This window comes from Chryseobacterium sp. MYb328, from assembly GCF_037572595.1.
Lineage (GTDB): Bacteria > Bacteroidota > Bacteroidia > Flavobacteriales > Weeksellaceae > Chryseobacterium > Chryseobacterium pennae.
The window spans coordinates 1-25878 of sequence record NZ_JBBGZQ010000031.1 but is presented as its reverse complement, the minus strand read 5'-3'; the positions used below and the strand labels follow the sequence as shown (position 1 = coordinate 25878).

The window sequence follows — 25878 nt, the reverse complement described above, 5'->3', positions numbered from 1 at the left end:
ATGTATAATAGTAGAACCGAAGAAAAGATAAAAGATATTCCTGATATTGGAGATATTGACATTAATAGACTTCCTCAGGAATTAACCAGAATATATGCACAGATTGTCAGCTTAAAACGTCAGGTTGCAGATGGAACCATTAATTTTCAAGATGAACTTTTGGTATCTGGGTTAAAACTGTTGAGAAAGTTAGCAAACAATCTTGAAACTATTTTGCTCACGGTTCCCCGTCATGAGCAAAAAGAATCTATTGCTTTCGTTGCCGCCACAGCAAATAATCTTATCCATAAGATGGGATTAAACGATGAAGAACCTGAAAAGTTATTGGAGAGCGACTCTATATCATCGTCTATAGCATCAATTATTCTTTTTTTAATTGGCAATAGTCAGGCTGATGCTGCGGAAACAGCTCTATCAATAATAAGAAGTGACACAGAAGACCGAACGGAAACGCAGTTGATTTCATGTATTGTTTCTTTAGCTACTGGGAAAGTAGTGGGAATAGCTGAAAATACCTTTAGTGAAGAAGAGATATTTAATGTGGATGATTTGGCGCAAACTGCTCTAAACTACTTATGGAGAGAGGTAGGGCTTGGTATGGTACAAATAGGTCAAAGATTAGTTCATCAATTTACGGAGGAACGGCAAAATCATTTTGAGAGAGTAATAGAACTTTCGATATCAGACACCGGCCTATTTGAACAAAGAAGTACTTTTTCAGGTCCTTATCGTCTGGCAAAATTATTAAAACTATTAGAAGAAGATATATTCACGAGAGCAATCATTGATATTCCTCCTCCATCAGGTGTTGATCCCATACGTTGGCAGACCTTTTTGGGAAAACTGGCAAAAGATCGGCCTTATTTATGGGAGAACCATAAAGATGCTGTAAATACTAGTTTTTTAGATCCGGGAATATCTGCCGTATTAACATTCCCTACGGGGGCTGGGAAGTCAACTTTATCGGAATTAAAGATCGCATCGTGCCTATATTCCGGAAGAAAAGTAATTTATTTGGTTCCTACCCATGCTTTAGAGGATCAGGTAAATAGAAATCTACGGCCACTATTTAGCGAATTTGAACCCATTAACATTGAATTTGGAAGCGAGTTTACAGATTTTGAGGAGATTGACAGCTTTCCAATCGTTGTCATGACTCCTGAAAGATGCTTAACGTTTCTCAACATTAATCCTGATTTTTTCAGTAGAGTCGGACTGGTTGTTTTTGATGAGTTTCATTTAATACATGGCACAGACATAAGAAAAGATAGAAGATCTGTTGATGCGATGTACTGCCTTTTATCCATATTCACTTTAGCTTCTCATGCTGACTATTTATTAATATCGGCAATGGTTGAAAATGGCGGTGAAATTGCTTCTTGGCTTGCTGAGGTTACTTCCCGAGAATGCTACGTTTTTAGTTCGACCTGGAAACCGACACGCCAACTTCATGGATGCTTAATATTTGAGGAACGGAAAATTGAGGAATTAAATGAAATTATTAACGAACATAGAAAAATTGCTACAACCCAAGCTCCTCCTGCTAAACTTAAAAGGGAAATGATTATTGATCCCCTTTGCTTTTTTAGTTTAAAAAATATTTGGGAAACAGAAGCTGATAATGATTATCTAAAATCTCAAATTCTTAGTCATAGTACATTTTTGGGAATTAATAATAGATGGCAACTGACAAGCAATAGAAATTTTATTGCAGCCGACTTAGCAATACACTTTTCTAGCCTAGGGCTTAAAACACTTGTTTTTGTTGATGATCCGAGAATAACCAACTCAACATCACGTAAAATTGCGGAAGCTCTTGCTGACAGAAATAATACATATGATGATTATATTAAGGCCAATCAGCGGTTAGTAGATAGCATTAGCTTCGAATTAGGGAATTTTAACCACTCTTATTTCAATGATTGTAAAAATGTGGGAGTACATCACGGTTTACTATTACCCACGGAAAGATCCTTAATCGAGGGTTATTTTAAATCCACTGAAGGTTCAATCGTTCTCGTCGCAACAGCGACGCTTGCCCAAGGGATTAACTTGCCTGCCGAAATAGTTATTATTGCCGGAGATGATCGCTATGATGAAGATGGAGAAAATAGACAACGAGTAGATCCGCATGAATTGCTAAATGCTGCCGGAAGAGCCGGAAGAGCTGGGCTCTCGTCCCAAGGTGCTGTTATTCTGATTCCAGGAAAGATTGTTACGATCCAAGATTCTACTATTTCTCATAGATGGTGGCAGCTAAAGAATGAGGTATTTTCAAAAGGAGATCAATGTCTCACAATAGAAGATCCTTTGAAATACTTTTTAGATACAATACAAGAGAATAGGGACGAGTTAAGTGTTGATCAAACGAATATATTATATAGGTTTGTACCGGAGAACTTATCTGATACGGGTAGTAAAGATTTGTTAGGAAAATCTTTTTATGCTTATAAAGCTGCTGAAATGGGAACTAAAGCCCAATTTGATGAACAAGTTAGAAATTTGTTAGACAGGCGAAATGAATTGGATAGTTTGACAGATGAATATTTATGGCAAAAGGAGATAGGAATTAAAACAGGAGTTGAACCATTGGTAATATACGAGCTGGGAAATGCTATCGATTTGGAAGGCATAGAAAATCTTTTATCTAAATCTGTAATAGCATTAATTGAATGGTTTTTTGTGTGGATAAAGGCTAATCCGATTTTTTTGTTAAAGATTTTTACCAAGCAATCTACAATTGAACAAATTAAGAAAGCTCTTGGATTAAAAACGGACTCAGAAGTTTCAGATATAATAAATAGGATTGATTTATTAGCAGATATACTTAAGCACTATGTGAAAGGTGTTCCTTTAAATAAGTTAGATGCCGAAATTCCAAATCTAAATAGACCCGATAGAACCGGTTATTTGAGTAAGGCACGGAATTTCGTAAATCGGCTTGTGCCTGAACTAAGTTTTGGAATTGGGTTATTATCCATTGTTTTATTGGAAAAAGCAAAACAAAGTGGAATTGAAAATATAGATATTTCCTGGGATATCAGAGTTTTAGCGAGTTGTATTAGAGAGGGATTTGATTCTGCTTCTAAATTATTTTATAAGAAGAATAACCAATTATTAATGCGAGTGGAAACGCATTTGGCCTTTAATCAATGATTGAGATTGTAAACTTTGTATCTGATTTAGGTTCTACTGCTTCTGATCAAGATTATAAATATGCTGCATAACCAATAATGAAATCAGACAACCAAACCTATCACCATTATAGACTGCCCGTTCCAAAAGAATTTGAGACGGTGTTTTCTCATTTTTATTTTGCAGAGAACACTTCGACAAGTCCGATAATCAAAACTTTGCTGCCATCTTTTCAGACTATTATGGTGTTCAATTTCGGTACTAAAGCCCGGTTGGTTTCCAGCGCGCAAAGCGAAATTGAAGTAGATAAATGTATCGTACTTGGTCCTATAAAATCTGCTTTTGAATATACCCTTACTCCCGGAGCGCAAATTTTAGTTGCTAATTTCAAAGGTGATGCTTTTTATCGCTTTTTTGGCCAAGCATTTCTTTCTGACCATCTGCCAATAGACCCTGATGAAGTAATGGAAGAAAATTGTTTTACCTATTTATGGCATCAATTAAATGACATCCCAAACATTTCAGATAAAGTAGATTGTATTCTCGATTTTTGCAGACCCTATCTAAAATTGCAGGACTCTACTTCTGCTTTGCTGGCTAATTTTAAAGATGACACCCTAAATCCTATCAAATCTATTGCAGAAGAAACCGGACAGACTGAAAGGAATGTACAATTGATGCACAAAAAGCATTTTGGATATAGTGCCAAAGAAGTCAGCCGATACAAACGTTTTGTAAAAGCAATCAGACAAATAGAACAAGTTCTTTTGTCATCGAAGAATGTGGATTGGTTTGAAGTTGTAGATCAATGCGGATATTATGACCAAAGCCAGCTTATCCACGATTTTAAGCATTTCATTAATCTTTCTCCTAAACATTTTGTAAGGTTCCAGCAAGATATTTGCCAGGCTTCAGCTGAATAGCCTTTTCGTTTTCTTACAATTTTCCCGTTTGCTATCATCCTACTTTTGTTTTGTTCAATTACTTAAAAACAAACAAAATGAAACATCTTATTATTTATGCCCATCCTAATAAGGCAAGTTTAAATCATCTATTTAAACAAACGGTTGAAGAAACATTACTGCAACAAAAGCATGAAGTTGTCATCAGGGATTTGTACCAGATTAATTTTGATCCGGTGTTATCCCTTGAAGATATTGCCGGACAACGCAAAGGCATTGTTAGTGAAGCCATCAGAACTGAGCAGGAATACATTGCCTGGGCGGAAGTGGTAACATTTATTTATCCGATATGGTGGACGGGTATGCCGGGCATTATGAAAGGGTACATCGATAGGGTATTTAGCTATGGATTTGCCTATCGGTACGACAACGGTGTACAAAAAGGACTTTTGACTGGTAAGACCGCTTATATTATCAATTCGCACGGGAAATCAAAAACGGAATATCAGGAAACAGGGATGGAAGACGCTCTAAAGCTCACCTCAGACACAGGTATCTATACATATTGCGGCTTCGACATCAAACAGCATTTCTTTTTTGACCGTGCTGACCGTGCAACCGCAGAGATTATAGAGGCATGGAAAACGGCAATAGTTGATGCTTATGCCATTAGCAAACCTAATGATAAAATGCAAGAGGAAATAGAAAAAGAAATACCTCACTGGCAAAAATAGCAGTTCCACAATCATACATAAGCCTTCTTTTCCGAGGGCTTTTTTGTTATATTTGCGCAAAATTAATAACGATGCCCATTCCAAAGACTCCTTAGGCTTATTGTAGTTGAAAGATTCTCTCTCGGCATTTCCGCCATTAGTCAATATGAAATTTAAAAATAACTATGAAATTAACGCTGAAAATACTGAAGTTTACTGGTAAGCTTATAGTAGGAATTCTAATATTATTATTTCTCTCTGGGATGTGTTACCGGTTATTGAGTTCAAAACCAGTCCCGCCAGGTAAATTAGTTAATGTTAATGGTACTAATATTCATGTGCGGGTAGAAGGTGAAAAAACATCATTGCCTACCATTATTATGGAAGCTGGGGCACACAGCAATACAGATATGCTGCACTGGATAGCAGAAGGTTTGAAAGACAAAACAAGAGTTATCCGGTATGACAGAGATGGAAAATGGTTTAGCGAATCTAGTAATAGTGATCATATCTCTCCTGAGTTGTATGCACACCAGCTTCATAAATTATTAGAGAAAGTTGGTGAAAAACCACCTTATATTTTGGTTGGTCATTCTATGGGAGGTCCTTATAGTAGAATATTTAGAGATCTTTATCCAAACGAAGTTGAAGGAATTGTTTTCATAGATTCAAGTCATCCTGAACAATGGAAGCGCTTAGCTCAAAAAGAATTGGTTCCTGAAGGGCAGGCAAAATTATTGAAAATAGGATCTATCCTTGCCGATTTAGGTATTTTGGGTATTTATAACAAAACAATGGGTAAAGCACCATATCAAGGTGATGGTTTACCTAAAGAGTTGTATGGCCGTTCACAATTGCTTACTAATTATTCTGGTGATGTTTATCGTATGTTTTTAAGAGAGAATGAAGTTACTAATGATGTGCTGAAGCGTGCTGGTAAAGCAAAGGCTTTAGATTCACTACCTGTGTTGGTTTTTACTGCGACAGAACAGTATAAAGAATCCCAAAAAGAAAAATACAGAAAATCAGGAATTGACCCTGAAAAGCAAGTTCAATTATGGTTTGACATGCAAAAAGAACTAAAAGAACTCTCTTCCAATGGAAAACAAATGATTATGAACGCCAGTCATGGTACTATCATTACGAAAAAAGAAAATGCTGATGCAATAAATAAAGAGATTCTTTTATTAGCTGAAAATACTGGAAAGAAAAATTAAACCCTTCATGCGAGCATCTTGTTCGTGTCCAGAATAAAGTTTTTTTAGAGATTTAAAGAAAGAAATGCCGATGTTACTAAAAACAACAGGTACTCAATAATCTACAAGTAATCTTTGTTGGTAATAAAATATATTAATATTTTGAAATTAGTTTTATTTAGTTATATTTGGAAATGAGAACGATATGTTCTAAAAACTAACAAACTAATAAACAACTATGAAAAATCTTAAGAAAATCACAAGAGACAGTATGAAGTCTATCAAAGGAGCAGGCCCAACTTATTGCAGAGTGGGATATATTTATATGTGTGCTTCTATTTATGAATGTATTCCAGAGCAGGACATTTGGGACTGTGCTTGCGGATGTGTTCCTGTCATAAGAAATTTCTAACTAATTTTTTTCAGAATATCTGATTATAAAACAATTAATTAAGCCACCTTTTCTAGGTGGCTTTTGTTATATTTTTGAGAGACTAAAGCCTTTCAGATATAGAAAAATATAAAATTATTTTCTATATACAATAAAGTTCTTTAATTTATAGATTACAAATATTTTCAAACTGTAATAGTGGGGCATACGTTCGGAAACTCTGATAGAAAATTATTAAACAATATTTTTTAACATGACAATTGTGTACTTATAAAATTATATTAGCATAGTTGGGATAATGAAGGAAATTATGTTGACTTCATATGTAGTATTTACCATAGTTTTATTAAAAATTATTAATGTTTTAGAAAAAAAATAGTTGATTAGAACCTATGTAAGCTTCTAATTTTATAATTTTAATATATGATCAAAAAACTAATTGAAGAGATTAAAGTTGATGTTGGGGTAACATTCCTTAAAGATTATCTCCCTTTAATAATATTTACGCCTACAATTTTAGGAGGTTTAACTCAGTTTTTTATAATTCTTAAAATTTCCCCATTTCTAGTTAATAAATGTTTTTCAGTTTCTCAATTAATTATTGATGGAATTCTTACTATTGTAAGTCTTCCCTTATTATTTATAGGTGTCTTGAATTATTATTCTTTTATAAAATTAGGATTGCAAGCTGGAATTACATTTTTATTACTAACTCTATTTGGTTTTTTTGCGCTTACATTAATATTTTATTATCAAGAAGATATCTATTATTTCTTTTTTATCTTATCTTACTTTATAAGTAATATATTAATTTTTCTATTATTTAAATTTCAGAGAAAAGATCTAAAAACTCGAAAATCAAAAATAATTTATCTCTTAATATTTACCGTAATATTTTCAATAGCTATAGACACTATACTAACTATAATTAAAGATGATAATCAAATAATAAATTTTAGAAATGTCAGAAAGGAATTAGAAAAACAATATACCAATATTACCTATCAATATGCAAATGATAAATATATCATTTATAAAGTAGTTCCCAAAAATGGTGACGATACAGGATATATTATACTTGAATTCCAAGATTTATTTAAGTACAATGATTTAAAAACAGTAGAAAATGATAAATAATTTTCTAAATTATCTCAAAACATGCCGATAAAATAGAGTTATGACCATAAAAATCATTATTCTCCATTTCTCTGATTGCTAAAAGCACTGCTATTTCAAGGAATGTATAACGCCTTAGAAGATGCAGTAAGTCTGCTGTATCAACATCAACTATTTTTATTAGGATTTGAAATTAGAATAAAAGAGATTATTATCATTAAAAAAAACTTCAAGTTCCTCAAAACTGTTAAAATTATGTAATTCATCCTTTGTATAAGTAGATTCATCATCTACGAATCCCGTAGGACATTCTTCCCAGGTTAAAATAATCTGATCGTTATATAACCAAACCTTTATTAAGCCAGTATTTTCGTTTTGTTCGTTTTCATTGTAAATGTAATAACACGATTTGTGTGATTGAATTTTGGAAATAAACTTTTCTCTATTCATTTTTTCTTTTAGCACAGGATTAGGGTCAATGGTGTATTTTTCATAATGGTTTCCGGCTCTTGGGTAAAAGATCTTGCTCCTTACATTAAGGCAAATGTATTAATATTAACCAACTCTATCAGGTTTTAGAAACAGAATTGAATAAAGCCCGATTAATATCGTTAAAAAACGCTAGGAAAGAAGAAGTACAGGCGATCAGTGTATCTTTTTGTATCTGGACTTCATAAATTTCAGTACCATTCTGTTTATACCAATACTTAAACTTTATGATATTATTTTCAAGAGTATAAAAAATCATGATCTCATCAAAAAAAAAGCTCGTCAATATATTACCTGTTTTAAAATAATTCCGATCAAAAAAAATGACATTTTCGGTACCTTCTATTTCGGGATCTTCTGTAATAAGGTCCATAAAATCTTCCCATTCTTTCCAATGCTGTAAGATGAGTGAGTCTGATATGTAAAATAAATCATTTTTAATGGTTGTATTTGCCTCTAATATTGCTTTAAGACTTTCACAGTCAACATAAAAATAGCTTAGATTGTTTTCATCCTTATTGGCAATATCCCTTCCGTCAATAATCCATTTTAATGTACCAAATAGGTTATTAAAAGAGTTATTGTGGCACAATTCTACTTCTAATACCAGATTTTTAGACTCATATATTGTATTCATTTCATGATGGTATTGGTGACAGACTATGTTTTCTAGTTAATTTTGAAAGGAATCATATCGGATGTTGAGCCAAAGTATTCCATTTGAAAATAATAGGTTTTATTTTGGGTAACATTGAAATTGGCTCCTCTAAAATTGAGAAATAATTCATCATACATTTCTTCAAGCTTAGCTGGTATCACAAATTGAGCAGTTGCCCCGGTTTCAATGGCAATTACATTCTCAGTGTATGTAGTGGGTGATATATAATTGACGCCTCTATGTACTTTATTTTGATGCTCATCATACAAATTAACAGTTCTTCTTGTGAAGCCTCCCGAATCATCAGAGATATTGGAGTAGATAATTTTTTCAGAAAAATTATGTACGGTTATCGTAAATAACAGGATTGATTCTGTCTGTTTGATATCTACACTTATCTTAATTGTATTCATGTTTCCGTGGTTTAGTTTATGATGTATTGATGCTTTTTAACTCGGATAATTACCGTTGATTTTTTCTGAATGGCACCTTTACATTTTCATGGGATATTTTCTGCAATATCAGCTAAATTTTTGTTTGGAAAAAATATTAAATTAAAAAAACGCTGCTTATAAAAAGAAAGACATTTATATCAGATTATTCTTCAGGTGATTTTAACTTGGAGATACTGTTGATTTCTATGTTTTCACCATTACGTTAAGCCTTCCAAAATTCAGAATAGTGATCTTAAATTTCAATGAAACTTGTTATATTGCGAAAAAATATAGTCATAAAGTTACATTAAGATTAATTAAAGTTAGAGCTTAATCGCTATTTTGAACAGCTAAAATAAACCAATAATCTAAAGCTTGATTATGTAAACTAAGATTTAAGATGGAAGAGTCAGCCGGTTTTATACACAATAAAGAAATTCACGTAGAGTTTTTCTTAAAAAAGAAACATATTGTCATTGATGATTTAAACAATATCTCACAGAACTGGAAATCTTATTTTCTTCGTTTTAATGAATTGAATGAAAGTGAATTGAGGGAATATTTAACGGATGGTGATTTTTATATAGAAGGAGCCGTTTACATCACAAATTTTGGAAAAGAGCTCATCGGATTTAAATATTGGGATTTACTGGATCAGTTATGTTCATATTTTATTCATTCGATTGATGAGATAACTCGGAACAATAAAGAATCTGAAAAATTTTATTTTCCGGATCAGCCTGTTGATGTTACTGTAACAAAAGAAAAAGAAATGATAGGAATTAAAATAGGCAATGAAGATATTTTTTATCTGAACAAAAATATCTTTATTAAAGAATTTCTAAATGCCTGTAAAAATTTGTATCAAAGAATAAATATAAATTCTTACGAATTGGAAATAGAGAAGATAGATGAAATTCTAAAGTGTGTAAGATAAATTTGATGTGAATTGTGATAAAAACATTTCGTTTGAAATAGGTGATCAGTAAGATCTTGACACTATTATTCTGATGAGCTAAATAAATCCGAAATCGTAGAAATCAATAAAAATATGGGGATTAAAAAGATTATTGAGGTAGATAACCTTATGCAGAATATTGCTGCAAAGTACAGGGTTGATACTTTAAATGAGAAAAAGATAGAACGTCTTTGGGAAGAAGAAACGTTAAGTATCATGAAAGAAGCTCCATTTATAAAAGATGATGCCTATTTTTATTTTTTAAGCGAATATGGAGGCTGCAATATTTATATAGATCATTTTATTATAGGTATTTGTAGTTTTGATGATTGGCTGAACCCCAGTCTTCTTACCTCTCCTTTACTTAATGACGCAGATATTTATTTACTGGCAGATCTTTGTTATGATAATAGTGACGAAACTGTTTTTTATGGTTATCATGCCACAAAAGAAAATGAAAATTCAATTTGGGTTTCTAATGAATTGGAATCCGGATATCAACCGGTTTACAAAGATTTCATAGGTTTTTTAAAATATATTTTAACTATTGAAGATGCAGAATAATATCATTACTGGTCTTGTCTATGAGGATCATTTTTTAAGTACCGAAGAAGAAAAACTGATTGTTTCTGAAATAGATAATGCAGAATGGGATGCCAATTTAAAGCGCAGAGTTCAGCATTATGGATATATTTATGATTATAAGAAAAAAAACATTAATCAGGACCTTAAAATAGGGGAGTTGCCCAATTGGCTTCTTTCATTGGAAGAAAAGATTAAAAAGAATTTTAACCTTGAAAATTCTTTTGATCAGGTTATTATCAATGAATATGAACCCGGACAGGGAATATCCAACCATATAGACTGTGTACCTTGCTTTGAGGATATTATTATCTCTGTAAGCCTTTTATCTTCCTGTGTTATGCAGTTTTCAAAAGATAGGGAACAGCAGGAAATCCTATTACAACCCCAAAGTCTTTTACTGTTAAGTGGAGAGGCAAGATATCATTGGAAACATGGTATAAAAGCCGTAAAAAATGATAAGTGGTCAGATACAATAATCCCCCGAAAAAGACGGATATCTATAACTTTCCGGAAAATTAAAGAATAAAAAGGTCCCCTGTTTGAGGAAGAGCCGAAGGCTATTTATCAATTTACAGTCTGAAAAAGAATATAAAATAATAAAAACTGATACAAATAGTTTAAAAAAATATTAGAAAACAAAAAAATGAAACCGCTCTTTTAGAAATAATCTAACTGTCAAAAAATATGGATAAAGTTCCTATATTGCGACGGATTTTTCAATGTAATAAACTAATACAACCAAAAAACGGCTAACCCTGTAACACTAAGACCATGATAAACCCAAGACAATTTACCAGTTATAAAAAAGCTGGTTCTTCTGATACTGCTTCTGTTCAGCCTGACAGAATACTGACAAGCTATCCTACCGAAACTTTAGTTGAAAAAGATAAAAAATACAAGGAACAGAAGATTCTGATTCCTGAATTCTCCTTGCCAGGAAGTCTTGCAAAACCGGAATTGGAAGGATTAACTTTTCATTTTATGGCATTTCCGACGCTTTTTGAGTACGCAGATTTCAGATTAATCGATGGAAATAAATATGAGTTGCTGGGCTTTAATGGTAAGCCTGTTCCTGAGCTTACTTCTGAATTGGTAGATTTGTATACCGAAGCCATGCAGGTTTATTTTGAGCAAAATAGTGAGCCTTCAGTATATAGTGAAAAGGATACCTTTTATCATAAAGAAGATATAACATTACTTACAGGGAAAGTGAAGTGGGATTTCAGTACCTATCTGAGGCAGACCACAGAGGTGGAAAATGAAAGCCTTTATGAACTTGAAAAAGAAGGAGAACTTGAATATGAGGAATTTGATGAAGATTTCAATTATACCACCGATTATGATCTGCCTGTTTTCAAAGACGAAAACGGAAATACTTTAGAATTTGTATGCCGTTTGTATGCGCCAAATTTTCCGGGTTCACATTATCTTTTTTATTCAAAGGAAACACAACTTGTCCGTCAGTTTTCTAAGTCTTCGAGAAGGCAAGAGCATCAGATTTATTTTAACAGACTCGAAAATCCTAATCCGGGTATAGATGTTTTAGAAGAAATTTCAGATCCGTCGAAAGTTTTTACCGATCCATCTTACTTCCATCAGATGGTTCTATTACCTAAATACAGTTTTCCAGGGTCCGTTGCCCATAAAAAATATGCTGATCTGAGGTTCCATTTTGTGATTGTGCCGGTTTTTAATAACTGGGTAGATTTCAGATTAACTGAAGATAATACCTATGAAGTATTGTGTTTTGACGATAAGTTACCAGGAGATTTTACCCCTGAGTTTATCAAAAGGTGCGAGAATGATATAGATACCTATTTTGAAGAAATTCCAGAAAAAACGCGTTATTTTATTGCATCTGATACGGAGATGGGATATGATTCATTACTGTTAAGCACCGGTACGGAACCTATCTGGGATCAAGCAGATTATATGCGTGAGAAAACAGAAGAAGAAATCCAGGCCGATTATGATGCTAATCATATGAATATATTAAGCGATCCTTTTCAGGATAGAGACTATGTAACCGATTATGATGCGCCGGAACTGAAGGACGAAAACGGAGATACCATGGTGTTTATTGCCCAATTGTACGAAGGGATACTGTTCGGAAGCTATTATCTGTATTATTCTCCAAAAACAAGGTTGGTTCGACAGTTTTTTCAATGTACTTAATAAAAATTGTCGCTCATTGCTCTTAACCATCACCAGGAAAAATTGCTGTCGAAATATCAGAAGAAATGATATTCCGATAATGGAATGAAGTCCATACTTAAATAGTATCACCGGAAATTGAAAACAGGCCAAATGAAAGAAGGCAAAGTAAACATAACATCGAAAACAGATGAAGAAATTAAGCAGATTTTGGGTATAAATCCAGAAGTTGATTATAAAAAACCAGATTTTATCCGTAGCTTAAAACTCAAAGACTTAATAATTGATGATTTTTCCAGATTTTTACCTTATCTCAGCGAGCTGAGAACATTATATCTCACTAATTGTACTATTATTAATTTTTCCGAATTACTGAAATTGGCTCATTGCAATTATTTCTACTTAGATAATGTGACGTTCAGAAACTCTGATTGTCATACAATAAGGGAGTTTCCATATGAAATGCGCTTTTCCAATATGAACTTTGATGCCTGCGGTTTGAACGGCCTTCAGGCAGCTGGACCTAGAAAAGGATATAAACACTTTGAGATTGAGAACTGCCATATTGATAATATTCAGGAACTAAACAATATTGAAGGGTTATCTACATTGGTGCTAGATAATATCTCCTTTACCTGGTATCCTAAAAAAATAAAAGAGAAATCAGTTCGGAGAATAAGTATTTCGAACTCGCAGTTTGATGATGTTTCTTTTATACCTTTTAAAAAATCGGTAGAAGACATTGAGTTCATAAACTGTCAGATAGGAAGTATTGCAGGGCTTTCTGAGTTTAAGAAGCTTGAAGAAATTGAAATTGATACCGGTACCACTGTTGAAGATATGAAGGAGCAGGGAAATCCTTCCAATAAAGAACTTACGTGTTGTTTTTTCGTTAAAGAGGAAAAGTCAATCAATTTAAAAAACGTACAGGCACTCAAAAATTATATTAATCATTTCCATTTTACCAATTTTAAAGGAAAAACCATTGAGGGTCTCAGGGAATTTGAAAAGGTAAATAAGCTTTCATTGGATGACTCTACATTTTATGTGGATGCTTTTTTACCCATTGCAAAGCAGATTAAAAGCGTAAATGTTAGTGATTCTGTTATCAAAAAACAGAACTATTTTAGCGATTTTCCTAATTTGACCTGTTTTAAACTATCATGCCATGGAGAAAGTAATATAAAGTCTCGAAATTTTTCAAAACTGCTTCCGTTAAAAAATCAGCTGAAAGAACTGTTTTTTTATGAATCTGTGGAAGCGGTGGCAACCTATCCAATCAAACAGTTTAAGGCTCTGGAATCTTTAAAAATAGGGTATGAGGTTTCTGTAAAAACTACGGAATCTATCATGAAACTTAAAAAATTAAAAAAACTATCTGTATGTACTGAAAAAACTAAGACAATTTTTGATGTAGGAAACTTAAAAAAGTTGGAATTTTTAATTTTTAACTCAAGAGCACGTTTTACAGGGTTTGAACATTTGAAACGCTTAAAGTCACTGGAAATCATCAATGATAGAATATTTGATATTAAAACACTTCCCAAAATGAAATCCTTAAAAAGATTGCAGTTTTCTGCCTATGACTGTAAAGTGAAGGGACTGAGTCGATTTCCTAATTTAGAATTTCTGAAACTTCAAGGGGTAAAAGAGCTACAATTGAAAGACTTGAAAAAGTTAAAAGTTCTGGATCTGCAAAATAGTGAAATTAAAGACTTTTCTTCATTCGGAAATTTACCTTCCCTTGAAAAATTAGATGTTTCAGTTCTTCAAAATAGGATTAATTTAAAAGGAATATCGAAATTTCCTAATTTGAAATGGCTGACATTCTCGGAAAGTATGGAACTTGATGATATTTCCGGTTTAGAACCATTAAAAAAATTAGAACGTCTGGATTTATTAGATACAAGAGTTACAGACGTACGGGTGTTGAACTCTTTACCGAATTTGAAGGATGTCAATATAGCTGTATGGGATGCGGATGTAGATCTTGAATCGCAGCTGGACCGCCCGGAAATAGCTATTTATTGTGGATTGCCAACAAGGAATTTATGTGTTTGGGAAAGAGACGAATTTGGGATTTAAAAACTTTATTTTTTACTTATGCCATTAAGCAGACTGTAAGTTTTAGAACAAAGTACTATTTGAATATAATAACTACGATTTAGGTCATCACTCACTGCAAAGTCTCCGGACGCTTACAGAAAATCATTTGAAAACTATTCCGCTGCATACCGGTTGTGAACAAACAAAGTCTGCCCTGATTTTACCCAGGGCAGACTTATATGGAGATAAGTAGCTTACTTATTTTGGATATACTGATGCGATAAACTGTTTGTCTGTAGGAGATAAAACAGTATTATTTCCCACACTGAATCCGTTTGTAGTCAGCGTTGAACTGATGCTATAGTGCATAATTGATAATTTATCATAAGCACTATACTGTGTTTGAGAAGTTGAGTATTTTGCAAAAAGGTTATTATCTACCTGAGCCTGAGACCAGTAGTTTGGAGCTCCTGCATAATAGGCATATACTTTTGGCTTATCCCATGGAATAGCTGCTAGAGGATGCTGATGCTCGTGGATCATTCCCAGAGCATGTCCGAATTCGTGGATGGTTGTTCTGCTGAATTCTGAATCACTTGTTGAATCATTAAACCAGCCGAAGTTCATTGTTTCCTTATTGGAAGCTATACTAAGAGCATCTTTTCCTATATATGAATAAGAGCCTGCGTTGGCAGTGAAGGTAACACGGATTTGTGCTGTTCCACTGGTGATAAAGTTAAATTTGATGTTGGCATATTGAGACCATTCATTAGCATATTGCATCACTTTGTTACGAACTTTAGTGGTTCCTCCATTAAGACTTACAGTGATTACGCTGCCATTAGGCCATTTTTTACTGGTAACGACTGCTCCTTTTGAAGCTGTTCCGGGAATATAATCCTGCCCAGGAAGATAAACATCTTTACACATTTGTGTTTTTTCAAAACCGGCAGGGATATCTGCCTGGGGTATAGCTTGCAATGCTGAGAGTGTTTGTTGTTCTTGTGGGTTTTTTTCTTCTACATTATCATTTGTAGTATTACATGATACTATAGCCATTGAAATAAATGATCCCAATAAGATCTTCTTGTGTAATTCCATAATGTGGGTGTTTTTTGGTGATTAATGTTTTTTTAGACTATAGGAAATATGGATAACCTATTGTGTTGAAATTAAAACTAAAATAAAAAACAAAGCATCCTCTGTTTTTCTTTTGTAAATTAATATTGGACTGGTTCTACATAGATACTACATTTAACCGAATAGCCCTTATATAAAAGGATTTGATGGATGCAAAATCTTATAATTTTAATTGTATAGTATTCAATATTGACATCATTATCCGGTATACTACACAAAATTGAGTAGGTATAATGGCTGAAAACCTCACTGAATTAATCCCTTTTTTGTTAATTTCTGTCTCCAAAAATCAAAATTGAGTGATTTAAGTGCGGGAATATCTCATGGGTGTGAGTTGCATTTGAAAGCTTGACTAATTAAATACAATAATTTGTTGAGTATCCTTTTGTAATTTATTTAAATAATACGACAGGTTCTGTCGCAGTCGCATTGTAGCTTTGTAGGAGAATGATATGAAATGACAAATATTGATAGAAATATCATCATGTTTAGAAGTATTATATGTTAAATCATATTGACGTGATTTAAAAAAAGTTAAATTTGCAAAAATTTGAAAACTAATCATTAAACTCAAAAACAACACGGGAATGAAAAAGATTTATCTCAGTGCATGTACTGTATGCACAATTCTTGGCGTATCTGCCCAGAATGTTCTCTGGCAGAAAGATGTCAAGTCCTCTACTCAGGATTTCCTTAGCCAGGTGACCACCACTATTGATCAGCAGTATCTTATCACAGGAAGCTCTATCCAGAGCGACAAACGGCAAACTTCAGGAAGTAAACAGAACAATGGTTACGATTTCCATCTGGTTAAACTCAATCAACAAGGAGAAGAAGCCTGGGAAAAGTATTTCTCAGGAAATAACCATGATTACTTGTCAGCCACTGTAAGCACTCAGGAGGGAGGATTTCTTTTAGCAGGAACCTCATACTCCGGAAAAGGACTGGATAAGAAAGAAGATTCCAAAGGAGGTTCAGATATCTGGCTGATCCGGATCAATGAATTTGGCGATGAAATCTGGCAGAAAACATTAGGAACCTCTTCCGATGAAGAAGCTAAAGCAGTCATTCAAAGTACAGATTTAGGCTTTTTTGTAGCCGGGAATGTACAAAACTCTTCCCAAGGATATGGCTCCAAAGATGTCTGGATTACCAGACTCGACAAAGACGGAAAAGAACGATCCCAATTGATAGTAGGCGGAAAAGGTTTGGATGAAGTAGAGAAAATGATTCCTACAAAAGATGGTGGCGCCTTATTGGGAATTTATTCAAGAAGCTCCGAGGTGAAGAATTTCGGGGTAAGAAATCCTGAGAGTCAATCTTCAGATGAAAGATCTGTCAGTTCAACAGCCATTAGCCAGACGCCAAAAGCCAGCAGCAACTTCGGTGAAGGAGATTACTGGATCATCAAGCTGGATAAAAACGGAAAAGTAGAATGGGAAAAAAACTATGGTGGAAAAGGAGATGACCATATCAGAACGCTGTCTTTAACCTCAAATGGTTATATCATTGGTGGGGAATCCAGATCCGAAAGATCAGGAAACAAGACTGTTGGAATTGAAGAGGGAACCGATCTGTGGCTGATTTCTTTAAATGAAAGAGGTGATGAGCAGTGGCAGAAATCTTACAATTTCAAAAACCGTGATATTCTGATGGGAGCCAGTGTGATCCGTTCAGGAGACGACAAATCCTCGAAAGGAATTCTGTTAGGTGGTTATACCCAGGCAGAAGGAAGAATAGAAAAAGATGATGAGACCTTCTGGATGATCTACCTGGATGGAAACGGAAATGAACAGTGGCGAAAACATGTAAGCGGAGAATCCAGACAGAAAGAAGAGAGACTTTCAGATTTGAAACTTAACAAAGACGGTTCTATTATTCTGGCAGGAACCAGTGCCAAAGAATTAGGGAAAGAAAACTGGAAGATTGTAAAGCTTGGTGATAAACAGGTAAATGACCTGATTGAAAAGTATGATATCAAGATCTATCCCAATCCTGTATCTGATTATGCATATATAGAAATTGGCTTTGACTTTAAAGAGGCTGATATTATGCTGTATGATATGAGCGGAAGACAGCTTCAAAGCTTGAAAACAAAGAACAATGTGACCAAGATTAATACCCAGGCTTTGGTACAGGGAGCCTATCTGGTGACGATAAAAACGGATACTAATAATAAAACAGCGAATGCTAAATTAATTAAGAAATAAAACACGTATGAAAAGAATATTTTTAATATTAATATTACTCTTTAACTGGAGTTGGTCACAAACTTCATCTACTCAAAGAAACTTTGGGGATACTTCATTTCCCGTGCCATCAGTTTCTTCTATGGCATCTTATATCAATACGCCTGTCTCTCTATCTACAGGAGTTCCTGATATATCCCTTCCATTATTTTCATTGCCCACAGGAAATCAAAACCTGAATCTTTCAGTGAGTTTAAACTATCACGTATATAACTCCGGACCCAATAAAAGAGGAACTGAAGTAGGTGTTGGATGGTCAATGATTAAAGGAGGGGTCATTTCTAAAGAAAATGTTAATGATCCTGATGAGAAATATCAGGATGCCAGTAAATATGATTACAAAAAAAATAAGTTTGATGATATTTATTATTATAATTTCCCTGGGAATTCAGGGAAATTCAAGATTGTAAGAGATACTATAAATAACACTTTTACAGTAAATAATATCTCAGTAAATAATCTTAAAATAGAATATACCAGAGATTCTAACATGGCAACACTTATCCTGAATTCATTTACAATAACTGATACTAAGGGTTTTAAATATGTTTTTAGTGATTATAGTATTGCCCGATTTGATGTTAGATACAGTAGTGGATTTAACTACAGATCCGCTTTTTATTTAACTAAGATTATAGATGAAAGTAATACTGAGATAGCCAATTTTACCTATGAAAAAAAGAGTAAATATGGAGGCTATCAGTCACTTGTTCTGCTGTATCAATATTGTAAATTGGAAACCATATCTACAAGATATGGTAAAATAACTTTTGAAAACGTGTTTGATCAGGATGTTGAGACATTTGATAAAAATGAAGATCCTTATAAGATAAAAACGATTTCACAATGGGATAAGTCTTCACATTTGATTTCTAAGTACAGCTTTGATTATTGGAATAGTAATCTTAAATACTTGATTAAATTGGATAAAAGCCTTAAGGAAATAGAAAAACGAACGTTTGACTATAGTAGTGAATCGTTAAACAATTACGGACCCTTATCCGATCCTAATAAATACGGGGATTATGTGTGCACCGATACCAGACCAATAAATCCTAAATATTTTGTCTCTGCTTTAAAGAGTATGACACTGCCAGAAGGAGGGCAGGTCGAATATAATTTTGAAGCAGGAGAAATCTATGCAAATAAGGCTAATTCTCAATTGTCTGATGATTATATTGGAGAACCCAATCATCAATATTTAAAGGTCGTAGATAGCATTAATTTTGACACCCATACTACTCGTAATTATACCTTTCAGGTTCCAAAGAAAAAAATGTACCGTGTGATTTTTAATGCTGATGAAACCTATGTTATTAAAAATATGCATGGGGATATTATTATCCCGCCAACGTATGAGCTCTTTAATTCTGCAGGACAGAAGTTGGTTGAGTATCAAAAACGATGTCCTTGGATAGAAAATTATGATCTGCCTACAGGTACTTATACCATTAAAATCAGTGGAAATGGTAATGGGTCACTCACTAATTATGCCGTTTTCAATACTGATGGCCCTATTAGAAATAGTTATTATGTAAAAATTCCGCGTATAAAAAGTATAAAATATTATGATGCTAATAAAATAGTAAAGAAAACAATTACTTATAACTACGACCTTTTTACAGATTCCAATTCTTCAAGTGGGAAGATGTTCTATAACGAAACATGCACTCATGGGGAAGATATTGATTATGATGATAGATATATAATCTATACAAATGTCAAGGAAATTTATGGAGAACCTTCCAGTAACCTGGGATATACCAAACATTATTTTAAAACGCTTGATGACTACATTCTGAATAATCAATCGTGGTACAGGCCTTACTACAACATGGTGTCTTCAGGGGTGAAGGTGAAAATGGAGACTTTTAATAAGCAAAATCAATTATTATCAGATGAAAACATGGACAATGTATTTGATGAAATTAGTGGAGTAGATGAATATATGGTATGTGGTGGCTATAAATCAAGAGCGTCTTGGTTGAAATCATCCAAAACAGTGTCTAATACTTACTACAGCAATGGAACAAAACTGCAAAATATATCAGAATTTACATTTAATCCATCCAATTTTCAGCTGTCAGCCATGAAAGAAACTGCTCCGGATGGAAAAATTACTGAAAAGAAAATACAATATGCCGGAGATCTGAATAACACCCGTCTTATTAATGCCAATATGATTTCTGTTCCATTGCAGACGGATGTAAAAGTGAACGGAATTCTTGTAGGTAAAACGGAAACAAAGTATGATGCTGCTTCATCTCTGCATCCTTCGTCCGTAACAAGCTTTAATACACAGAACCAAAATCAGGTCACAGAAGGGTATATGGAGCAATATGATGATAAAGGAAATCTGCTTCAGGCACGTGGAAAAGATAATGTTCCGGTTACTACCATTTGGGGATATTACCAAACATACCCTATTGCAAAGATTGAAGGGCTTTCCTTTAATCAGGTATCAGTATTGCAATCTGTTATAGCTGCTGTATCAGCATCCAATGCTGATGCAAATAATCCTGATAATGAAGCAGTTTTATTACAGGCTTTGGAGAATATGCGTAAAGATCCTGCCCTAAAAGATTATGTTATGACCACCTCTACTTATGATCCGATGATAGGGGTTACCAACAGTATTTTACCTAACGGAATGAAAACAACTTATGTTTATGATGCATTCAACAGGCTGATAAAAATAATGGACGGGAACGGTAAGACAGTCAGTGAATATCAGTATAACTATAGACATTATTGATTTTCCGATGATCGTATATAAGACAATTACAGAGATCATGTTTCACAATTTATGATGATTATCAACTATGAAAAAATATTTAAATATACTGGGTATTGTGTTGACTTTGGGATATTCTCAGGCTCAGACATTAAATACCACGACTACAGAGAACTATACCTATGTCAAGAATTGTCTTGATGAAAACTGTGTCAAAAAAACAGAGACTGTCCAATATTTTGATGGACTGGGAAGAAATACCCAACTTGTGGATATTGCAGCCACTCCGTCGGGAAAGGATATAGTTACCCATATAGAATATGATGATTTCGGGAGAATAAATAAAGAATACCTTCCTGTTCCGCAAACGGCTACACAGTCTGGTGCGAAGTATACATCACCGCTGGCTAATGCTCCGGGGATTTATGGCGCTGAAAAAATCTACTCTGAAAAACAGATGGAAAGCTCTCCTTTAAGCAGAGTTAATAAAGTGATTCCGATTGGAAATGACTGGGCTTCGCATCCGGTTCAGATAGAATACAGTGCCAACATGAATGGAGAAGTAAAAAAGTATGCGGTATCCAATTCGTGGAGTGATAGCGCTACTGTTTCTGCTGTGACTGAAAATGGAACCTACGCGAATAATCAATTGATAAAAACTACGGTTACTGATGGTGATGGAAATATAACCGTTGAGTTTAAAAATACAGCAGGACAGCTCATTCTAACCCGTAAAAATGATGGAACCCAGAATATAGATACCTATTATGTGTACAATGATTACGGACAGTTGGTTCTGGTAATTCCTCCATTGGCTTCTGTTGTTTCCTTGGATGGAACGGTAAAGGATAATCTTTGTTATCAATATCGATACGACGGATCAGGAAGGCTTGTAGAAAAAAAGCTACCTGGAAAAGGCTGGGAGTATATGGTGTATGATAAAGCCGACAGATTGGTCTTGACCCAGGATGCAGCCATGGCATCGAAGGGCAAGTGGTTCATTACAAAGTATGATATTTTAGGAAGAGTTGCCTATACAGGTATTGTGGTATCAACCGCAAAAAGAGCAGTTTTACAAGATTTGATTAAAAATGATATCATTTCAGAACCTCGAAGTACGCAGGGATTCACCAAAAGTGGGATGACCGTTTATTATGTCAATAATTATTTTATGGTGGATACAGAATCTATTCTAAGTGTTAATTACTATGATACTTATCCTTCTGGGATTCCGGCTGCTCCTACGCAAATCATGGGACAAAATATTATTAAGGATGACATGACCGCTTCTCTGAATACCAAAAATCTTCCTACGGCTTCTTATGTAAAGAATATCGAAAATGATGACTGGACCAAAACCTGGAACTGGTATGATTCCAAATCCAGAGTGGTGGCTACCAATTCTATTAACCACCTGGGAGGCTATACCAAGACAGAATTGGAGCTTGATTTTATAGGATTAACGAAGCAGTCTAAAGTATATCATAAAAGACTGGATACTGATGCCGAACAAGTGATCACACAGACTTTTACCTATGATGCTCAAAACAGATTACTTGTTCACAAACATAAAATCAATGAGAAGCCTGAAGAAATTTTATCCAGAAATGAATACAATGAACTTTCTCAGGTCAAAAATAAAAAGGTGGGTGGTATCGATATCGCTAATCCCCTTCAAAGTATAGATTATACCTATAATATCCAAGGTGGGCTTTCCAAAATAAATGACCCTGCAAATCTTGGGAGCAAGCTTTTTGGTTATGAAATAAAATATGTAACCCCTCAAAATCCGAATGTTGCTCCCGGAAAATACAATGGAAATATTGCGGAAATAGATTGGAAAAATGCATCAGAAGGCATATTGAAACGTTATAATTACAGCTATGATCAGGTAAACAGGCTTCGGGATGCTGTATATTCTGAGCCGAACTCAACGACTCCCTTCAATAATACTTTTAATGAAAGGGTGACGTATGATATGAACGGAAATATAAAAACATTGAAAAGAAATGCTATCCCAATTTCCGGCAGCACTACAGTAACACAAGTGGATGATCTTGACTATCAGTATACAGGAAACCGATTGAATCAGGTAAAAGAATACGCATTAAACGATACCGGTTATGAAGGAGGGGATAATATGATTGATTATGACTCAAACGGGAATATGATCAATATGAAGGATAAAGGGATTCAGTCTATTGTTTATAATCATCTGAATCTTCCTCAGAGATTATCCATTGTTCAAGCATCTGATTTTGGGACCTATTCTTATAGTCTGGATTACCTTTACCGTGGAGATGGAACTAAGCTTAGAAAAACTTATTTTAAACAGGGAGGGCGAAGAGGAGAAACTCCTGTTGCAAAGATTACGGATTATCTGGATGGTTTTCAGTATCGTTATTTTGAGGGAGGCGGGATCTGTCTGACCTGCCGTACAGAATCTGCTTTTGAAGAACAGGCTTATACAAATAGAGGCACAATCTTTCCTGATTCTGATTTAACACCAACGTGGAAACTGGATTTTGTGCCCACTGCCGAAGGTTTTTACAGTTATGCAGAAAACCGCTATATTTACCAGTATAAAGACCACCTTGGAAATACCAGGGTAAGTTTTGCTAAAAACAGCGAAGGAGCTCCTGAAATTATCGATACCAATAATTATTATCCTTTTGGGATGAATCATATCCAGGGATCATTAGGAACGTCTAAGTTTGGAAGCCATTATTCTTATAAATATAATGGTAAAGAGCTTCAGGAAACGGGAATGTATGATTATGGGGCAAGATTTTATATGTCGGACATTGGAAGATGGGGAGTGGTGGATCCTCTGGCAGAGATCTCCCGTAGATTTTCTCCATATAATTATGGATTAAATAATCCGATAATGTTCATTGACCCTGATGGCAGAAAGATACTTCCTTATGATTATCAGGCAATGCAGGCAGAGTATACAGGTTTTATTGAAAGCCAGGGCGGTGGAGTGATGGGACAAATGCTGAGCGGTGGTGGAAGATTGAGTACAAGCTTCTACCCTGGAAATTTAGGTGGGAATACCAATTTTGGTGGGAGTGCCACCTTTGGCCAGACTCAGGCTTATAAAGATTTAGTCTCAGTATTCGCTAATGGAGGAGAGTATTCACTGCGTAGCCATAATGGTTATATGAGTTGGTGGACAGGAGGTGCAGAAGGAGATGCAAATACATCACAGGAAATGGTGGCGCATATGTTGAAGCTTAATAGCTCTGGTATTCCTGAGATAAGAGAACCATCTTATAATTTTGGTACTACTCAAAAAGGATTCGATTTGGGACATACTGGTAATGTCATGATTGCAGGAGGAATTGCCTATTACGCTTTAGAAAAAAGTATTTATAGTAAGTACCATTGGGTAGACGCAAAAGGTATTGTCAAATCTACCAAAATTCTAGAAAAAGGAGCTAATGGTAAATTTATAAGAGGAGTACAAGGGCTTCGAAACGGATACGCCGCTGCTGGAAAAGCAACTTCTGCGTATTCTATAGCGGGAAAAGTTGTAGGTGGTGTAGGAATGGGAGTAACTGTAGCTCAATGGTTAAGAGGGGATATTACTGGTACAGAAGCAAGTGTTGATTTAGCAATGGGGGCTATTGGCTTTACTCCATGGGGTGCTCCTGTAAGCCTTATTTATTTTGGAGGAAAATTTTTATATGAGTACTCAACAGGTAATTCTTTATTCCCTAAACCGGGAGAAAATTAAAATTTAGAAATGAAAGCATATTATTATTTTTTGTTCAGAATTTATAGATACTATAAAGATAAGCAGAATGAGAATGAATTTCAGGCATTATTTAGTGCTACAGCAGTTAGTACAACGATTATAAGTATTAATGTAATAACTATAATAGGTTTAATAAGTTTTTTTTATAACATACAATTAATTGCATCAACCAAATATATTGTAATTAGTATGCTATTGATTGGTATTCTCAATCACCTTTTATTTGTTAGAACAAAAAGATTTTTACAATATAATTTTCAAAAAGATAAAAACGGAGGTGTCTTAATAATAACATACCTTATTATTTCTGCCTTCTTAACATTTATTGTGGGACACTACAATCGTGCAAAAATATTTGAAGAAAGAAGAAAAAATCCTACCATAGAAAATACAGGAAACAGAAAATCATTAATAGGAGATATTGTAAAATGGTTTGAAGAGAATAATTTATGAATATTTATAAGTATGTAAAATTAGAGTATTGTATTACCTAATTTAAGTAACAATCTTCTATCTAGCTTAGGAAGCTATAATGCCTACAATGCCCCTTTGATGGCGTGAGCATCATGCTTGTGCTTTCAACAGTAAAATAATAAAGAAACCATTGCCGATCATGCAATGGTTTTCTTCTATTAAATTAGAAAATAATTATATATTACCAGTATAAAGACCACCTTGGAAATACCAGGGTAAGTTTTGCTAAAAACAGCGAAGGAGCTCCTGAAATTATCGATACCAATAATTATTATCCTTTTGGGATGAATCATATCCAGGGATCATTAGGAACGTCTAAGTTTGGAAGCCATTATTCTTATAAATATAATGGTAAAGAGCTCCAGGAAACGGGAATGTATGATTATGGGGCAAGATTTTATATGTCGGACATTGGAAGATGGGGAGTTGCCGATCCTCTGGCAGAGATCTCCCGTAGATTTTCTCCATATAATTATGGATTAAATAATCCGATAATGTTCATTGACCCTGATGGCAGAAAGACACTCCCTTATGATTATCAGGCAATGCAGGCAGAGTATACAGGTTTTATTGAAAGCCAGGGTGGTGGTGTAATGGGACAAATGCTGAGCGGTGGTGGAAGGTTGAGTACAAGCTTCTATCCTGGAAATTTAGGTGGGAATACCAATTTTGGTGGGAGTGCCACCTTTGGCCAGACTCAGGCTTATAAAGATTTAGTCTCAGTATTCGCTAATGGAGGAGAGT

At 34.3% G+C, this 25878-nt stretch carries 20 protein-coding genes; 16 read left to right on the top strand and 4 right to left on the bottom strand.

Annotated elements, in window-relative coordinates:
* The 6 genes from WH267_RS22780 to WH267_RS22755 all read left to right on the top strand — a co-directional run bounded on the left by WH267_RS22780 (position 1) and on the right by WH267_RS22755 (position 7474).
* A complete protein-coding gene (locus WH267_RS22780; protein WP_340011192.1) occupies positions 1-3156 on the top strand; it encodes a DEAD/DEAH box helicase in 3156 nt (1051 codons plus the stop codon).
* Positions 3157-3233: 77 nt separating this feature from the next.
* Positions 3234-4058, top strand: coding sequence for a helix-turn-helix domain-containing protein (locus tag WH267_RS22775; protein ID WP_340011190.1), 825 nt, complete (start codon positions 3234-3236; stop codon positions 4056-4058).
* A gap of 77 nt (positions 4059-4135) precedes the next feature.
* Entirely contained in the window at positions 4136-4771 is a 636-nt protein-coding gene (locus tag WH267_RS22770) for an NAD(P)H-dependent oxidoreductase (RefSeq protein ID WP_340011188.1), read from the top strand.
* A gap of 164 nt (positions 4772-4935) precedes the next feature.
* Entirely contained in the window at positions 4936-5967 is a 1032-nt protein-coding gene (locus tag WH267_RS22765; RefSeq protein WP_340011187.1) for an alpha/beta fold hydrolase, read from the top strand.
* 217 nt (positions 5968-6184) lie between these two features.
* Positions 6185-6358 (top strand): bacteriocin-like protein, encoded by a 174-nt coding sequence (locus tag WH267_RS22760; protein WP_185018740.1) that lies wholly within the window; start codon positions 6185-6187, stop codon positions 6356-6358.
* A gap of 402 nt (positions 6359-6760) precedes the next feature.
* Positions 6761-7474, top strand: a complete 714-nt coding sequence (locus WH267_RS22755; RefSeq protein ID WP_340011185.1) for a hypothetical protein — start codon at positions 6761-6763, stop codon at positions 7472-7474.
* Positions 7475-7633: 159 nt separating this feature from the next.
* Here the strand turns inward: WH267_RS22755 and WH267_RS22750 are convergent, their stop codons facing one another.
* From WH267_RS22750 to WH267_RS22740, 3 genes are all read right to left on the bottom strand, one after another.
* A complete protein-coding gene (locus tag WH267_RS22750; protein WP_115972213.1) occupies positions 7634-7903 on the bottom strand; it encodes a hypothetical protein in 270 nt (89 codons plus the stop codon).
* A gap of 118 nt (positions 7904-8021) precedes the next feature.
* Positions 8022-8579: a hypothetical protein gene (locus tag WH267_RS22745; RefSeq protein ID WP_340011183.1), complete on the bottom strand. Its 558-nt coding sequence runs from the start codon at positions 8577-8579 to the stop codon at positions 8022-8024.
* Between the two features lie 32 nt (positions 8580-8611).
* A complete protein-coding gene (locus tag WH267_RS22740; RefSeq protein ID WP_123318816.1) occupies positions 8612-9013 on the bottom strand; it encodes a hypothetical protein in 402 nt (133 codons plus the stop codon).
* Positions 9014-9434: 421 nt separating this feature from the next.
* On the opposite strand from WH267_RS22740, the gene WH267_RS22735 reads away from it, so the two are divergent.
* The 5 genes from WH267_RS22735 (at position 9435) to WH267_RS22715 (ending at position 14816) form a co-directional block, all read left to right on the top strand.
* Entirely contained in the window at positions 9435-9971 is a 537-nt protein-coding gene (locus WH267_RS22735) for a hypothetical protein (RefSeq protein WP_340011180.1), read from the top strand.
* Between the two features lie 114 nt (positions 9972-10085).
* On the top strand, positions 10086-10556 hold the full coding sequence (locus WH267_RS22730; protein WP_340011178.1) for a hypothetical protein: 471 nt from the start codon (positions 10086-10088) through the stop codon (positions 10554-10556).
* Positions 10546-11103, top strand: coding sequence for an alpha-ketoglutarate-dependent dioxygenase AlkB (locus tag WH267_RS22725; protein WP_340011177.1), 558 nt, complete (start codon positions 10546-10548; stop codon positions 11101-11103). The genes WH267_RS22730 and WH267_RS22725 overlap by 11 nt, the downstream gene beginning before the upstream one ends.
* 245 nt (positions 11104-11348) lie before the next feature.
* Positions 11349-12752 (top strand): hypothetical protein, encoded by a 1404-nt coding sequence (locus WH267_RS22720; RefSeq protein WP_340011175.1) that lies wholly within the window; start codon positions 11349-11351, stop codon positions 12750-12752.
* Positions 12753-12884: 132 nt separating this feature from the next.
* Positions 12885-14816, top strand: coding sequence for a hypothetical protein (locus WH267_RS22715; RefSeq protein WP_340011173.1), 1932 nt, complete (start codon positions 12885-12887; stop codon positions 14814-14816).
* Positions 14817-15035: 219 nt separating this feature from the next.
* On the opposite strand, the gene WH267_RS22710 is transcribed toward WH267_RS22715, so the two are convergent.
* On the bottom strand, positions 15036-15878 hold the full coding sequence (locus WH267_RS22710) for a M12 family metallopeptidase (RefSeq protein WP_115972220.1): 843 nt from the start codon (positions 15876-15878) through the stop codon (positions 15036-15038).
* A 626-nt stretch (positions 15879-16504) separates the two neighbouring features.
* Between WH267_RS22710 and WH267_RS22705 the strand changes: the two genes are divergently transcribed.
* From WH267_RS22705 to WH267_RS22685, 5 genes are all read left to right on the top strand, one after another.
* The gene (locus tag WH267_RS22705; protein ID WP_340011170.1) at positions 16505-18127 is read left to right on the top strand and encodes a T9SS type A sorting domain-containing protein; all 1623 of its coding nucleotides are present in this window, start codon (positions 16505-16507) and stop codon (positions 18125-18127) included.
* 7 nt (positions 18128-18134) lie between these two features.
* Positions 18135-20921, top strand: a complete 2787-nt coding sequence (locus WH267_RS22700; RefSeq protein WP_340011168.1) for a hypothetical protein — start codon at positions 18135-18137, stop codon at positions 20919-20921.
* A 67-nt stretch (positions 20922-20988) separates the two neighbouring features.
* On the top strand, positions 20989-24639 hold the full coding sequence (locus WH267_RS22695; protein WP_340011167.1) for a DUF6443 domain-containing protein: 3651 nt from the start codon (positions 20989-20991) through the stop codon (positions 24637-24639).
* A gap of 9 nt (positions 24640-24648) precedes the next feature.
* Positions 24649-25113 (top strand): hypothetical protein, encoded by a 465-nt coding sequence (locus tag WH267_RS22690; protein WP_340011166.1) that lies wholly within the window; start codon positions 24649-24651, stop codon positions 25111-25113.
* Between the two features lie 305 nt (positions 25114-25418).
* On the top strand, positions 25419-25878 hold a 460-nt coding region (locus tag WH267_RS22685), incomplete at its 3' end, for an RHS repeat-associated core domain-containing protein (RefSeq protein WP_340011164.1).

Coding starts and splice junctions, on each gene's coding strand:
- WH267_RS22780 (WP_340011192.1), top strand. CDS start 1: ATGTATAATAGTAGAACCGAAGAAAAGATAAAAGATATTCCTGATATT.
- WH267_RS22775 (WP_340011190.1), top strand. CDS start 3,234: ATGAAATCAGACAACCAAACCTATCACCATTATAGACTGCCCGTTCCA.
- WH267_RS22770 (WP_340011188.1), top strand. CDS start 4,136: ATGAAACATCTTATTATTTATGCCCATCCTAATAAGGCAAGTTTAAAT.
- WH267_RS22765 (WP_340011187.1), top strand. CDS start 4,936: ATGAAATTAACGCTGAAAATACTGAAGTTTACTGGTAAGCTTATAGTA.
- WH267_RS22760 (WP_185018740.1), top strand. CDS start 6,185: ATGAAAAATCTTAAGAAAATCACAAGAGACAGTATGAAGTCTATCAAA.
- WH267_RS22755 (WP_340011185.1), top strand. CDS start 6,761: ATGATCAAAAAACTAATTGAAGAGATTAAAGTTGATGTTGGGGTAACA.
- WH267_RS22750 (WP_115972213.1), bottom strand. CDS start 7,903: ATGAATAGAGAAAAGTTTATTTCCAAAATTCAATCACACAAATCGTGT.
- WH267_RS22745 (WP_340011183.1), bottom strand. CDS start 8,579: ATGAATACAATATATGAGTCTAAAAATCTGGTATTAGAAGTAGAATTG.
- WH267_RS22740 (WP_123318816.1), bottom strand. CDS start 9,013: ATGAATACAATTAAGATAAGTGTAGATATCAAACAGACAGAATCAATC.
- WH267_RS22735 (WP_340011180.1), top strand. CDS start 9,435: ATGGAAGAGTCAGCCGGTTTTATACACAATAAAGAAATTCACGTAGAG.
- WH267_RS22730 (WP_340011178.1), top strand. CDS start 10,086: ATGGGGATTAAAAAGATTATTGAGGTAGATAACCTTATGCAGAATATT.
- WH267_RS22725 (WP_340011177.1), top strand. CDS start 10,546: ATGCAGAATAATATCATTACTGGTCTTGTCTATGAGGATCATTTTTTA.
- WH267_RS22720 (WP_340011175.1), top strand. CDS start 11,349: ATGATAAACCCAAGACAATTTACCAGTTATAAAAAAGCTGGTTCTTCT.
- WH267_RS22715 (WP_340011173.1), top strand. CDS start 12,885: ATGAAAGAAGGCAAAGTAAACATAACATCGAAAACAGATGAAGAAATT.
- WH267_RS22710 (WP_115972220.1), bottom strand. CDS start 15,878: ATGGAATTACACAAGAAGATCTTATTGGGATCATTTATTTCAATGGCT.
- WH267_RS22705 (WP_340011170.1), top strand. CDS start 16,505: ATGAAAAAGATTTATCTCAGTGCATGTACTGTATGCACAATTCTTGGC.
- WH267_RS22700 (WP_340011168.1), top strand. CDS start 18,135: ATGAAAAGAATATTTTTAATATTAATATTACTCTTTAACTGGAGTTGG.
- WH267_RS22695 (WP_340011167.1), top strand. CDS start 20,989: ATGAAAAAATATTTAAATATACTGGGTATTGTGTTGACTTTGGGATAT.
- WH267_RS22690 (WP_340011166.1), top strand. CDS start 24,649: ATGAAAGCATATTATTATTTTTTGTTCAGAATTTATAGATACTATAAA.